The sequence below is a fragment of the Prosthecobacter sp. genome, from assembly GCF_044373815.1.
GTDB lineage: Bacteria > Verrucomicrobiota > Verrucomicrobiia > Verrucomicrobiales > Verrucomicrobiaceae > Prosthecobacter.
Genome location: NZ_JBIPNG010000011.1, coordinates 1 through 12,954, shown reverse-complemented (window position 1 = coordinate 12,954; position 12,954 = coordinate 1). Strand labels below are relative to the sequence as shown.

The 12,954-nt window shown below is 58.0% G+C and carries 10 protein-coding genes; 5 read left to right on the top strand and 5 right to left on the bottom strand.

Going from position 1 to position 12,954, the window contains the following annotated elements; all coding sequences use genetic code 11:
• Positions 1-170: 170 nt before the first annotated feature.
• Positions 171-1,205: a hypothetical protein gene (locus ACIREA_RS01985; RefSeq protein WP_397380020.1), complete on the bottom strand. Its 1,035-nt coding sequence runs from the start codon at positions 1,203-1,205 to the stop codon at positions 171-173.
• Complete coding sequence (locus ACIREA_RS01980; RefSeq protein ID WP_397380018.1) at positions 1,202-2,350, bottom strand: tyrosine-type recombinase/integrase; 1,149 nt, start codon at positions 2,348-2,350, stop codon at positions 1,202-1,204. Before ACIREA_RS01980 ends, ACIREA_RS01985 begins: the two co-directional genes overlap by 4 nt.
• Positions 2,351-2,547: 197 nt before the next feature.
• Between ACIREA_RS01980 and ACIREA_RS01975 the strand changes: the two genes are divergently transcribed.
• Complete coding sequence (locus ACIREA_RS01975) at positions 2,548-3,882, top strand: response regulator (RefSeq protein WP_397380016.1); 1,335 nt, start codon at positions 2,548-2,550, stop codon at positions 3,880-3,882.
• Position 3,883: 1 nt separating this feature from the next.
• Here ACIREA_RS01975 and ACIREA_RS01970 read toward each other — a convergent pair whose 3' ends face one another.
• Positions 3,884-5,971, bottom strand: coding sequence for an ATP-binding protein (locus ACIREA_RS01970; protein ID WP_397380014.1), 2,088 nt, complete (start codon positions 5,969-5,971; stop codon positions 3,884-3,886).
• Between the two features lie 184 nt (positions 5,972-6,155).
• On the opposite strand from ACIREA_RS01970, the gene ACIREA_RS01965 reads away from it, so the two are divergent.
• From ACIREA_RS01965 to ACIREA_RS01955, 3 genes are read left to right on the top strand one after another with little or no spacing between them, the layout of a single operon-like run.
• The gene (locus ACIREA_RS01965) at positions 6,156-7,331 is read left to right on the top strand and encodes a Gfo/Idh/MocA family protein (RefSeq protein ID WP_397380012.1); all 1,176 of its coding nucleotides are present in this window, start codon (positions 6,156-6,158) and stop codon (positions 7,329-7,331) included.
• Positions 7,328-8,536: an N-acetylglucosamine-6-phosphate deacetylase gene (locus tag ACIREA_RS01960; RefSeq protein WP_397380010.1), complete on the top strand. Its 1,209-nt coding sequence runs from the start codon at positions 7,328-7,330 to the stop codon at positions 8,534-8,536. The genes ACIREA_RS01965 and ACIREA_RS01960 overlap by 4 nt, the downstream gene beginning before the upstream one ends.
• Positions 8,529-9,122 (top strand): DUF1287 domain-containing protein, encoded by a 594-nt coding sequence (locus ACIREA_RS01955; protein ID WP_397380008.1) that lies wholly within the window; start codon positions 8,529-8,531, stop codon positions 9,120-9,122. The genes ACIREA_RS01960 and ACIREA_RS01955 overlap by 8 nt, the downstream gene beginning before the upstream one ends.
• On the opposite strand, the gene recJ is transcribed toward ACIREA_RS01955, so the two are convergent.
• Complete coding sequence (gene recJ, locus ACIREA_RS01950) at positions 9,110-10,840, bottom strand: single-stranded-DNA-specific exonuclease RecJ (RefSeq protein ID WP_397380006.1); 1,731 nt, start codon at positions 10,838-10,840, stop codon at positions 9,110-9,112. The two genes, ACIREA_RS01955 and recJ, sit on opposite strands and share 13 nt — an antisense overlap.
• 127 nt (positions 10,841-10,967) lie before the next feature.
• Here recJ and ACIREA_RS01945 point away from each other — a divergent pair, with 127 nt between their 5' ends.
• Entirely contained in the window at positions 10,968-11,414 is a 447-nt protein-coding gene (locus tag ACIREA_RS01945; RefSeq protein WP_397380004.1) for a DUF3592 domain-containing protein, read from the top strand.
• Here the strand turns inward: ACIREA_RS01945 and ACIREA_RS01940 are convergent.
• On the bottom strand, positions 11,397-12,830 hold the full coding sequence (locus tag ACIREA_RS01940) for an arylsulfatase (protein WP_397380002.1): 1,434 nt from the start codon (positions 12,828-12,830) through the stop codon (positions 11,397-11,399). The two genes, ACIREA_RS01945 and ACIREA_RS01940, sit on opposite strands and share 18 nt — an antisense overlap.
• Positions 12,831-12,954 lie beyond the last annotated feature (124 nt).

Below are 12,954 nucleotides of genomic sequence, written 5' to 3'. Positions count from 1 at the left end.
GTGACGGCTGAGGGAGTCTGAGCGTGCTGGATGGAGGCGAGATGGCTTTTTGTGCTCATGCGCCAATCAAATATACCGCCTTTGACAAGGAGCGATGATGAGAAGTCTAGATTCCCATGGCTGTTTCTAGACTATTGGATCTAGACAAATGACAAAGGTGTGAATTCTGATCAACCAGAAGCGAGGATCTTGCCAAATTCTTCCGGGTAAACAACCGACAGCAAATTGAATAGATGGTCGTTAGACGAGGCTGCGAGCAACGACTGGGCTTTCCATTTAGCCACTTCATCTGAGTCGGTCGTTGCCAAGAACTGGCGCGCTTCGATTCGGAGGCTGTCAAACATTCGCTTCGCAATTGATGGCGAGGGATTCTTGCAACCTGCATCTCCAAGTTCGTTCCTGAAATTGCCCGTTGTAGAGGCTGTTTGTCCTGTGATGAGGGAGATGTGGTGACTGCGATTCTTCAATTCAATGTCATTATTCTCCCAGTGTTGGAAGAGATGGCATCTGAGAAATCGCAGACGATCGACCATTTTAATTTTGCCGCCGAGATTTGGATACTCCTTCGTCTCTTGATCGAAACGATTAAATTTTGAGAAAGGTATGGTTTCTGAGTCGGGAATGAGTCCAGCAGAATCATCCCATAAGCGTCGCTGCCATGTTCCAACGCGGACCATGTGACAGTCATGCGAGGCGAGGAACGACATGCTCATCACAACTGGGCAAATAGAAAAATCTCGTTTCTGCTCGTTAATGGTGATTCGTAGAGCGCGGCAGACGTCAAAACCGAAATATTGAGGATAGTCAAAGGCACTTTCTGGTGTCTTGGGATCGTATCGCTTAACAGCAGACCAGTCTCTAAGGTCGTAGCAGTAACCGACCTTTGGTATGCCGCCTTTTTTCGATATTTTTGAAACAAAAACAAACCATCTTGAGAGGGAAACGTTTGCGATCACTGATGCCTCCTGCCAGGTAAATTTTCCGGTAGGTCCTTTGTCCCACAATTCGCTATTCTCGAATTCCATCTCCGGAATACCCTCGCGACCCTTCTGGGCACCGTAATCCCTCGGCATCGCGAATACGAAATGCTTTTTAAATTCGGCTACCCATACATTCTGCTTTTGAAGCTCAAATGCTCGCATGGTGGCGTCCTTGGTTTCAGGGCCGGTTACAACGACTGCGATTTTGTCTCTCTTCGTGCTCATTTGGTCACATCCGGCAAGGATTCAGCAGCCTTCTTCAGTGCATCAGTGCCGACATGAGTGTAATGCTCACTCATCTGTTCGGAGTCATGGCCGATCATTTCCATAACGACCGCTGCTGGGATGCCGGCTTCTTTCAGCAGAGTCACCGCAGTATGCCGGAGGCTGTGAAAGGAAAGCTCATTGAGCTCACGTTTGGCTTGCCTACCCTTACCTGTCCCCTGCTTTTTCAAGGAGGACGCATCTCGGAACCCTGCTTTGACAAGGATGGCGGAGAACTGATTTGAGAGTGTTCCTACGCGCCCTTGCTTGCCGACCACTGCGGCTGCTTGTGGATGAACGGGCGTGTTTCTGTCCGCTGCAACAGGCAGAGTTTTCAGATGACTCATGAATGCTGGTGCTATTGGGATGGTCAGCTTGCGGTCTGTTTTTCGTGTAATCAGAGAGACCTCTTTCTTGTCCATATCAATATTCGACCAACGTAGGCATGCCAAATCTGCCAGTCGCTGCCCTGTGTATAGCCCGCAAATGACAATGCTCCTCCACTCGCCCTCGCAGCATTTCAGCACCCTACCGATTTCTTCGACCGTAAAAGCCCGCCTGACAGACCTTTTTTCGCGCTTAATCGTGTCCACGAATTCTGAAGGGTCGTCGTCAATAAGACCGTCACGTCGTGCTGCTTTGAAAACCATTCTGAGGAGCTTCAGATGGTGGTTGACTGTTTTTGGCGCCAATGTCTTGGAGATCTCCGCCTTGAACTTTCTGACATGCTCCTTTTCCAAATGATCAATGGGTTCATCAGCAGCAGGCCCGAGGAAGCCCAGAAACTTCGCGGCAGATTTTTCATAGAACTCAATGGTGCTTGCAGCAGCGTCTGAACGCTTCTCCTCCAGCCATGTATGAATATGCTCTCGCAGAGATTGAGTGATTACCGCTACGCCCCAGATCTCCTGGGCGAGTGAGCTGATGGTGGAACGAACTGTTCTGACGGTCTGTTTTGTCCGAGCGACCTTTTCATACTCGTCGGCGATTTTTTGTGCCTTTTTAGGCAGGGTTTCCCCAGTGGATCGTTTGACACGTCTGCCATTACGATCTGTGAAGCATGCCACCCAATAACGAGTGCGAGGATCCTTCCAAATACTTGCCATAAAAACTCCGAACGAGACTCCGAACAACAGCTTTAATATTCCGCCTTATTTGAGGAAGTCCAGTGGCGTCTTTCCCTTGAATATCATGGGTTTCGGCTGTTTGTTGATGTGCGTGCAGGTCCGTGGTCCGAATCGTGGGTTCGAATCCCGCCAGCCCGACCAATGCTCCTGCGCGTATTTAGAGATAGAGGCAAGATATGGCGACCCCAACCCCACCCAAAAAAATCCTGCTCGCAGAAGATGTGCGTGCGCTTTCCATGCGGCTGTCGCATGCACTTGAAACGCATGGCTATGAGGTGTGCGTGGCCGAGGACGGGGAGGAGTGCCTGGAGCAGATGGAGGCATTCAAGCCGGACCTGCTGGTGCTGGACCTGATCATGCCAAAAATGAACGGGCTGGAGGTGCTGCGGCATCTGCGGGCGCAGCAGTCCACGCAGCACATGCCGGTGATTGTCTGCACGGCGAAGGATTACTCGACCGAACTCAAACACATCCAGCAGACCGGGCCGGTGGATGTGCTCATCAAGCCATTCGATCCCGAGCTGCTGCTGGAGAAGCTGAGGCAGTATTTTCATGAAGCCGCGACGACGAAGGGGATCACGCACCGTGATCATCTGCCTGTGTCTGCGGAGCAGTATGCGCCGGTGCTGGACACCAAGCGGCCGCATGTGAAGCTCTGGGGCACGCGGGGTTCGATCCCCGTCTGCGGAGCGCGCTATGCGCAGCATGGTGGCAACACCACGTGCTTTGAATACAACACCGGGAAGGAGCGCATCCTGTTTGATGCGGGCTCCGGACTGCGGGATGCGGGGCAGTCGTTCCTGGCTGGCGGGCCGTGCCACATTCACCTGTTTATCACGCATACGCACTGGGATCACATCCAAGGTTTCCCGTTTTTCACGCCGATCTACGTGCCGGGATTTGAAATCACCGTTTACGGCGAGCGTGGTTTTGGCAAAAACATCGAGTCACTGCTCTGCGGCCAGATGGACCGCGATTATTTTCCGATTCAGCGCGAAGATCTGCGGGCTAAAATCAACTTTGTGTTTCTCGACGATGCGCCGGTGAAAATCGGTGACGTGACGGTGACGCGTGAATTCACGCAGCATCCGGGGGCGACGGTGGGTTTCAAAGTGACGCATGATGGCTGGAGCGTGGCGTTTGTGCCCGACAATGAGTTTCTTCAGGGCTACACGGGTTCCCCCGTCCTGCTGACGCGCGATTCAAATCTGGTGGTGCCCTATGAGCCGATGCTTGCCTTCCTCGATGGAGTGGATCTTCTGGTGCATGAGGCGCAGTACCTGCCGACGGACTATCCGAAACGGATCGGCTGGGGGCATTCCAATCTGGCCACGGCCTGTGCGCTGACCAAACTGGTGGGGGCTAAAAAGTGGGTCGTGGTGCATCACGATCCGGACCACGATGATGCTGCGCTGCAGGCAAAGCTGAATCTGACGCGCCAGATATTGAAGGAGGTCGGGCATCCGATTCACCTGGTGCACGGCTACGATGGCATGACGGAGTATCGCTGATTCAAATGCCGGGCTCGAAGGCCGCCAGCAGGGCCTCGCCGAGAAGGGCGCATTCCTTTTTCAACTGATCCAGCATGAGCTGAGCGCCCTTCAAATCTCCGGCGTGGGCGTATTCGCAGAGTTCGGAGGAGATTGTGAGCGCCTTTTTGGCGGCATAAACGCCAAGCATGCCCTTGAGCGAGTGCGCGGCCTCATAGACTTGAGTGGCTTTGCCAGCCGTGAGTGCCTTTTCAGCTTTGCGCAGGTATTTTTGCGCATCTTCAGAGAAGATGGCCACGAGCTTGCGCATGAGTTTTTCATCGCCGGTGGACTCGCGAAACTCGGCAAGGTCGAAGGGAGGTGTCTCGATCTGCGGGTGCGGTGCGGGTGCTGCGGGGAGGGGTGATGCCGGGGCGTGCTGCGGTATGGCCTGCCGTGGAGAGAACTGTTCCACGACCTGGAACAACTCAGCGGAGCGCAGGGGTTTGGCGATGTAATCATCCATGCCTGCGGCAAGGCAGCGCTCGCGATCGCCTTTCATGGCATTGGCGGTCATGGCGATGATGGGGACATGCCTGCCGGTGGCCTGCTCGGCCTGACGGATTTTGGCGGTGGCTTCGTAGCCATTGATGCCGGGCATGTGAACATCCATCAAAATGGCGTCGAAGGCCTCCTTTTCACAGCGGTCAATCGCTTCTCTGCCGCTGGAAGCAAGGGTGACGACGTGGCCGCGTTTTTCCAGCATGCGTGCCCCGACGAGCTGGCTGACGTGGCCGTCCTCGACGATGAGCACCTTCATGGAAGCATGGGCGGTGACCACAGGTTTGAATCGTGGCGACTTGGGCTTGATCGAAATGCCGCTGGTCCGCCCAAAGGCGGCGGTGAAGTGGAAAGTGCTGCCACTGCCGGGCTGGCTCTCCACCCAGATGCGGCCGTGCATGAGAGCGACGAGATCATGGCAGATGGCGAGTCCGAGGCCGGTGCCACCGTAGCGGCGTGAGGTGGATTGCTCCGCCTGGGTGAAGGCCTCAAAGATGCTTTCCCGCATGTCTGCGGCGATGCCGATACCGGTGTCGTTGATCTTGAAATGCAGCGTGACCATGTCGGCAGTCTGAGATTCCAAGCTGACCTCGATGGTGACACCGCCTTTGTGGGTGAACTTGATGGCATTGCCGATCAGATTGACCAGGATCTGCCGCAGGCGGCCGTCATCGCCAATCAGACGCAGCGGGACTTCCGGGCTGATGTGGTGCAGGAATACCAGGCGCTTTTGAAATGCGCGGATGCCCATGGCCTGCGAGATCTCGGTGACGACCTCGTTCAGATCAAACTCGTGGGCGTCCAGCTCCATGCGGCCGGCCTCGATTTTGGAGAAGTCGAGGATGTCGTTGAGAAGCTCCAGCAGGGAGTCGGCGGAAAGCTTGAGCATTTCCAGGTATTCGCGCTGGGTTTCGTTGAGATCCGTGCCGAGCAGCAGTTCGCTCATGCCAATGACGCCATTCATCGGGGTGCGGATTTCATGGCTCATGTTCGCCAGAAAGGCGCTTTTGGCGCTGTTGGCGGACTCGGCGGCCCGACGTGCCTGACGCAGCTCTTCCTCGTCATGCTTGCGCTCAGTCACGTCCGTGTGTGATCCGGCCATGCGGTAGGGGGTGCCATTTTCATCACGCAAGGCGCGGCCGCGGGCGAGGATCCAGCGCCAGCTGCCGTCCTTGTGGCGGAAGCGGAACTCCACGGAATAGCGCGGAATGCGGCCTGCCAGATAATCATTGAGGGTGGCCATCACGCGGTCGTGATCTTCGGGATGCAGCTGGTTTTCGAAGGTGGCGAAGACGTTTTCGAGTTCGTCGTCCTCATAGCCGATCATGCCTTTCCACGGCGGTGCGAAGAACACTTTGCCGGTGCGGATGTCCCAGTCCCAGATGCCGTCATTGGTGCCACGCACCGCAAGAGCAAAGCGCTCCTCGCTTTCCGCCATTTCGCGCACCGCCTCTGCGGGTGCGTTGGGCAGGCGCAGGCGGCAGGCATGCAGCATGCCTGCCAGCTCGCGAATACGCTGCTTCAACTCCGGCACGGAGTCGCCAGCGGCTTGCACATTGGTCTCTGACATGGGGTTGGGAATGTCCTCTGCGCGGTTGGGGAGCGGACGCGGTGGGATGAATAGACACAATTTGCCACAAACAAACTCAAAAGGTGGCTTCAGAATCGCAAAGTATGACCCGGCGGGGCTGTGAAATGCTTCAAAATGGATCTGATTGCGTGTTTGGACATGCGGGTAACGTTCATGAATTCGCATGAACCGCCGCCATCTTCTCGCCTCCCTGCCTGCTGTTTTCGCTGCTTCCAGCTTTGCTGCTGACTCCAAACTTCGTGTGGCCATCATCGGTCACACCGGACGTGGCAACTACGGTCACGGTCTGGACACGCTGTGGCTCAAAATTCCCGCCGTCGAAATCGTGGCAGTGGCTGATGCTGACGACAAGGGGCTCAAGGGTGAGCTGAAGAAGCTGGCGGTTGAAAAGGGCTATGCCGACTACCGCGCCATGCTCACCGAGGTGAAGCCGGACATCGTCGCCATCGGCCCGCGTCACGTTGACCAGCATCGCGACATGCTGCTGGCGGCGATTCAGGCGGGGATGCGTGGCATCTACATTGAAAAACCCTTTTGCCGCAGCCTGGCGGAAGCGGACGAAATCATCGCCGCTGCAGAGAAGGCGGGGACTAAGATTGCCATCGCGCACCGCAACCGGTACCATCCGGTGCTGCCGGTGATTGCGAAACTGATCCAGGACGGTGTGATCGGCCGTGTGTTGGAAATGCGGGGGCGGGGCAAGGAGGATACGCGAGGTGGCTCGCTGGATCTCTGGGTGCTGGGAACGCATCTTTTCAACCTCGGCACCTACTTCGGCGGAGCGCCCCAGGCTTGCAGCGCCGAGGTGCTGCAGGATGGCAAGCCGATCACGAAGGCGGATGTGAAGGAGGGGGATGAAGGCATCGGTGCGCTGGCGGGCAACGAGGTGCATGCGAGGTTTGAGCTGGCGAATGGTGTGCCCATGTTCTTTGATTCGGTGCAAAATGCCGGCACGAAAGAGGCGGGTTTCGGCCTGCAGATCATTGGGACGAAGGGCATCATTGATTTCCGCATCGACAAGGAACCGGTGGCCCACATTTGTCTCGGCAGTCCGTTCAATCCGGCCATCAAGGAGCCGCGCCAGTGGCAGCCCATCACCACCGGTGGAGTGAACAAGCCGGAACCGATCGCCAATCTTGGGGCTCAGGTTGCCAGCCATGAAACTGCGGGGCTGGATCTGATCGCCGCGATTCGGGAAAACCGGGCACCGCTGATCGATGCGAAGCAGGGGCGTGAGACGATTGAGATGGTGAGCGCCATCTTTGAATCGCAGCGGCTGAATGGTCAGCGGGTGACGTTTCCGCTGAAGACACGCGTCAATCCGCTCACGCTGCTATGAAAACGCCGCCTGCACCGCCGCTGCTCATTCAAAACGGCACGCTCATCCTGCCGGACAAATTGATCGAGGATGGAGCCGTGCTGTGTGAACGCGGCAGGATCAAGGCCGTGGGCAAGGGTATCGCTGCGCCGAAGAACGCGGTCGTGATGGACGCCAAAGGCGGCTACATCAGTCCCGGGTTTATCGACATTCATGTGCACGGTGGTGCCGGGGCTGACTTCATGGACGGCACGGTGCCGGCGGTGCGCACGGCCCTGAAGGCGCATGCGCGGCATGGCACCACCTCGATCTTTCCCACGACCACGACAGGGGCACCGGTGCAGATCATGGCCATGCTGGGGGCGTGCCGAGAGGCGCAGCGAAGCTGGGAGCCGGGGCATGGCTCACGCATTGCCGGGGTGCATTTGTATGGTCCGTATTTTGCGCCGGACAAGGTGGGGTGCCACTCGCGTGAAGGGCGGCGTGCGCCAGATGCGGAGGAGTATGCGCGCTGGTTTCGGGATGATCTGGTGCGAATCGCCACGTGTGCAGCGGAGCTTCCGGGGGCTGAGGCGTTTTATCAGATGGCGCGCAAGAAGCGCTGCCTGATCACCTGCGGGCATTCAAATGCCAACTGGGCGGAGATGGCGAAGGCCTTCAAGGCGGGGATGCGGCATGTGGATCATTTTTGGTGTGCGATGAGTTCGGTGGCTTCCCTGCGCACACGATTTGGCACGCCGATGCAGGCGAGCATGGAGCAGTTCGTTCTCGCCACGGCGGAAATGAGCACGGAGGTCATTGCTGATGGCATGCATCTCGCGCCCGAGTTGCTGGATTTCGCCTTTCGCATGAAAGGCGCGCAGCGGCTGTGCCTGGTGACTGACAGCAACCGTGCCATGGACATGCCGCCGGGGCGCTACCGATTTGGCTCAGAGGATGACGGCTCGTTTTTTGAGAGTGATGGACGGGTGGGATTTGTGCCGGGAGAAGGTCTGGCGAGTTCAGTGATGGGGCTGGACCATATGGTGCGGCATATGAAGAAGAGCACCTCGGCCACGCTGCCGGATGCGGTGCGCATGGCGAGCCTGACGCCGGCGGAGCGGACGGGGATGGGTAAAACGTGTGGAAGTTTGGAGAAGGGAAAGCTGGCGGATGTACTGGTGCTCAACCGGCGGCTGGAAGTTCAACGGACTTTCATTGGCGGTGTCGAAGTGGGGCATGAATAACTTCTTTCGTCGCAGCTTTCTGTTTTTGGCCTGCGTCCTGGTATGCAGGGCGCAGACAAGCGCGCCGAGCTTTGCGGAGCGGCTGGTGAAGGTGGCGCTGGAGCGGGTGCAGCACACGGTGCGCTACGATCCTGCCTATGTGGTGCTGGATTATCCCAATGGCGATGTGCCTGCTGATACGGGGGTGTGCACGGATGAAGTCATCCGCAGCTACCGCGCGCTGGGCATTGATCTGCAAAAGCTGGTGCATGAGGACATGCGGCGCGCGTTTGCCGCGTATCCGAAGGACTGGGGGCTGAGATCAACGGACAAAAACATCGATCACCGGCGTGTGCCGAATTTGCAGACCTTCTTCAAGCGGCGTGGGGCGGCCCTGTCGGTGACGCAGAAAGCGGAGGATTATCTGCCGGGGGATCTTATTACCTGCACGGTTGCGGGAAGGCTGCCGCACATTGCGATTGTGGTACCGGCGGCGGATGGCAGTGCGACTCCTTGGATCGTGCACAATATCGGCCAAGGACCCAAGCATGAGAGCCGTCTGTTTGAGTTTCCGATCACCGGGCATTACCGGTTTCACCCACGCTGAACGGATTCAGCGGTGCGCACAGCCTCAAGCGTGAGCTGCCACTGCTCCGTGCCGCGGAACCAGCCGCGCTGGATGCGCATGGCGACATCCCACGGGGCGGGAGGGAGATGGCCAATGGGAGCATTGAACCAGCGGGCCTCCATGGAGGCGCCTTCCTGCGTGAGGATGATGCGCAGATGCTTTTCTTTCATCGTGCGGCCCGGCAGCTTGGGCTTCACATTGCGGCAGAGAAACAAAGGCTCCGAATTTTTTTGGCCGAAGGGCTCCAGGAGTTTGTAGCTTTCGAAAAAGCTCAGTGACAGGTCGCGCAGCTTGACCTCGGCATCGAGTTCCAGCACGGCGGTCATGGCTTCCTTGCTGAGGGCTTCGCGGGCTGCCACCTGAAACGCCGCACGGAAGGAGTCGATCTTGTTTTCGTGGACGGAGATGCCGGCCGCCATGGCGTGGCCACCGCCGCCGAGCAGGTGGTCGCGGCAGATGTCGATGGCTTCGACGAGCGAAAAGCCGGGAATGCTGCGTCCGCTGCCTTTGCCGATGCCATCTTCATTGATGGACACGAGAATCGTCGGGCGGTGGCACAGGCGCGAGATGCGTGAGGCGACGATGCCGATCACGCCCGGATGCCAGTTGCGCGAGGCGAGCACGATAGCGGACACTTTATCGATTTCGCCGATGTTGGCGAGCATGGCCTCGGCCTCGATGTGGACCTGCTGCTCCACGTTTTGACGATCTTTGTTGTGCGCTTCGAGCAGTTCGGCGAGGGCGGCGCCTCTGACTGAATCTGTGGCTAGCAAAAGCTGCAGCGCAGTCGCAGCGGTGTCGAGCCGGCCTGCGGCATTCAAGCGGGGACCGAGGCGAAAGCCCACGTGATGGGTCTGCACGAGGCCTTCCACACCGGCGATTTGCTTCAAGGCTTTCAAGCCATGGCGTGTCGTTTGTGCCAGAGCTTCGAGACCGCGCCGCACCAGCAGGCGATTTTCATCGATGAGCGGTACGAGATCTGCCACAGTACCGAGGGCCACGAGGTCGAGCGTTTCCTTCAGATCGTAACTTGCGATCATGCGCGCCTTCAGCAGGGCGTGCGAGACTTTGAACACGAGTCCGGCGGTGCAGAAGTAGTGGTAGTCTTTGCCGAGCTTTGGGTTCACCAGCGCGAGGCATTCGGGGCGACCCTGCGGAGAGAGTTCGTGATGGTCGATGATGACGCAGTCCACGCCATCGGCGCGCAGTTTGGCGACTTCTTTTAATGAGGTGGTGCCGCAGTCGAGAGCGATGAAGAGATCCGGTTTGCCGAACTGCTCGTAGCATTTGGCGATGCCATCGAGGCTGAGGCCGTAGCCTTCTTCCATGCGCGTGGGGAGGAAGAGATGTGTTTCGAGGCCATAGGCCTTCAAGATGAGATGCATCAGCGCCATCGACGTGACGCCATCCACATCGTAGTCGCCATAAAGCACGACGCTTTGTTTTTCATCGACCGCGCGCAGAATGCGAGCCACGGCGAAATTCATTTCGGGCAGCACGGTGGGATCGCCGAGGGTGGCGAGCTTTGGCACGAGGAAATCCCGCGCGAGTTCCACGGAGGTGAGGCCGCGCTGAACGAGAAGCTGCGCCATGAGCGAAGACAGCCCCATGTCTGCCGCCAGCTCGGCAGCGCCCTCCACGGCGGGCTTCAGCAGCCAGCGTGGCGGACGTATCGAAATGGGAGCAGGTTCAGACATGTGGATTATTTGCGAGATGAATACATCTCTGTATGGAACACGCGTGAAGCGTAGTCAAAGCCTGCTTCCCTAACGCATGTCGCAGAATCAATTTGCATCTCAATCAGGCCGCTTGTGGCTTTGCACGATGGGTTTGTTCCTCATCGTGGCAGGATCGTTCTTTGCATGGCGGATGTGGTTGTCATATGAGAAGGCGCAGATCACGCGGCAGTGGTCGCAGGTTCCATGCCGCATCCTCTCATCCCGCATCGTGAGCGAGAGGCCGACGCCGCACTCAGATCCTGCGCACCGTGTGGAGGTGCGCTACGAGTATGAGGTGAAGGGTGTGAAACACAGCAGCATGCGTATTCGCCAGGTGGAGGCCGCGCCGACGCTGCATTTCGATGACGCTGTGCAGAAGCAGCAGCAGTATCCGACGGGATCGAGTCAGACCTGCTTTGTGAATCCGGCTGCACCGGATGAGGCGGTGCTGCAGCATGGCTCGCGTGCGGCGCTGTATTCCATCTGGTTTCCGCTGCTGTTTGTGCTGGGAGGCTGTGGGATGCTGAGGGGTGCGCTACGGCGCGCGCCATGAAGACTGTATGAGCTTTTCCAGCTCTACGACGATCTCGGGTTTTTCTGCGGCGAGATTCTTTTCTTCGCCGATGTCCGTTTCAAGATTGTAGAGGAGTTTTTCGAGGGGTTTGGGCTTGGCCTTTGCTTTGGCGTTCTTGGGTGCAGCGCCGGTGTTGAGATGGATCAGTTTCCAGGGCCACTTCAGCACGGCGAGTTTGCCACCCTGCTCATCGAAGGCCCAGTAGAGGTGCGAGTGCTGCTGCTGGCCTGATTTGCCGAGAAGAGTGGGTGCGAAGGAGATGCCGTCGGTTTCGGCAGTGACCTTCGCGCCGCTGAGTTCGGCCACGGTGGGCAGGAGATCCTGGAAGCCGCTGACATGCTCGCTCACTGCGCCTGCTTTCACCTTGCCGGGCCACCATGCGATGAAGGGCTCGCGGATGCCGCCGTCGGTCATGTCGCGTTTGATGCCTTTGAAATCGCCGTTGCTGTTGAAGAAGTCGCTTTGATGGCCGCCTTCCTGATGGGGGCCGTTGTCGCTGGAGAACATGACGAGGGTGTTTTCTGCGAGGCCAAGTTCCTTGAGCCGTGATAACACCTTGCCGACTTCGTTGTCGAGGAAGCGCATGAACTGAGCAAAGCCCTTCTCGGCGTCGGGCCAGTCCTTGTCTTTGAATTCGCCGTAGTCGGGGGATTCGAGACCGTGGCCTAGTGGCGAGTTCTTGCTGGCCTCGTTGTTGGCGTGGGGAATGTTGAAAGCGTAGTAGAGGAAGAATGGCACTTTGGCTTTGGCGCGCTCGCCGAGGTAGCGCTGTACATCGTCGGCGAGAAGCTGCGGAACCCAGGCTTTGCGGCCGTCCAACGGGGCCACGCCGGTACCGACGAGATCGCTGTCAGAATAGTCATGCGCATCCTTGAATGAACCGGGGATCACCGTGTTCGGCAGGTCCAGGATCTTGCCGTTTCGAATGATGGCCTTGGTGTAGAAGTTGTGCGCGTGGCTGGTGCCTGTGTAGCCGAAGAATTCATCGAAGCCTTTGCGCTGCGGATCATCCAGCGGCAGCGGCTTGCCGAGGCCATATTTGCCGATGCAGGCAGTGTGGTAGCCTGCGGACTTCAGCAGCTTGGGCAGGGTGAGGTCTTCGTCAGGGATGTGACCTTCGCCATTGCCGCGCACGCGGCAGTGGCCGGTGTGCAGGCCGGTCATCAGCACGCAGCGTGAAGGGGCGCACACGGTGCAGCCGGCGTAATGGCGTGTGAACTTCATGCCCTCGGCGGCCATTTTGTCGAGATTGGGGGTGGTGAGTGTCTTTTGACCGAAGCAACCGGCATCGCCGTAGCCCATGTCATCGGCCAGGATGTAGATGATGTTCGGCTTGTCCGCTGCGTGGGCTAAGGTGCCGAGGAGAAGCAAGGTGAGGATGAATAACGACTTCATGAGTTCCATCCAAACGCAGGAACTCGCGGGTTGCTTCAGGAAAAGAGGCTCTCTAGCGTGTGCAGGTCTGCATGCCTCCTGATCTGCTCATCGTCCGCACGTTCATCGTGCAGTTTTTCGTCCT

Coding starts and splice junctions, on each gene's coding strand:
- ACIREA_RS01985 (WP_397380020.1), bottom strand. CDS start 1,205: ATGAGCACGAAGAGAGACAAAATCGCAGTCGTTGTAACCGGCCCTGAA.
- ACIREA_RS01980 (WP_397380018.1), bottom strand. CDS start 2,350: ATGGCAAGTATTTGGAAGGATCCTCGCACTCGTTATTGGGTGGCATGC.
- ACIREA_RS01975 (WP_397380016.1), top strand. CDS start 2,548: ATGGCGACCCCAACCCCACCCAAAAAAATCCTGCTCGCAGAAGATGTG.
- ACIREA_RS01970 (WP_397380014.1), bottom strand. CDS start 5,971: ATGTCAGAGACCAATGTGCAAGCCGCTGGCGACTCCGTGCCGGAGTTG.
- ACIREA_RS01965 (WP_397380012.1), top strand. CDS start 6,156: ATGAACCGCCGCCATCTTCTCGCCTCCCTGCCTGCTGTTTTCGCTGCT.
- ACIREA_RS01960 (WP_397380010.1), top strand. CDS start 7,328: ATGAAAACGCCGCCTGCACCGCCGCTGCTCATTCAAAACGGCACGCTC.
- ACIREA_RS01955 (WP_397380008.1), top strand. CDS start 8,529: ATGAATAACTTCTTTCGTCGCAGCTTTCTGTTTTTGGCCTGCGTCCTG.
- recJ (WP_397380006.1), bottom strand. CDS start 10,840: ATGTCTGAACCTGCTCCCATTTCGATACGTCCGCCACGCTGGCTGCTG.
- ACIREA_RS01945 (WP_397380004.1), top strand. CDS start 10,968: ATGGGTTTGTTCCTCATCGTGGCAGGATCGTTCTTTGCATGGCGGATG.
- ACIREA_RS01940 (WP_397380002.1), bottom strand. CDS start 12,830: ATGAAGTCGTTATTCATCCTCACCTTGCTTCTCCTCGGCACCTTAGCC.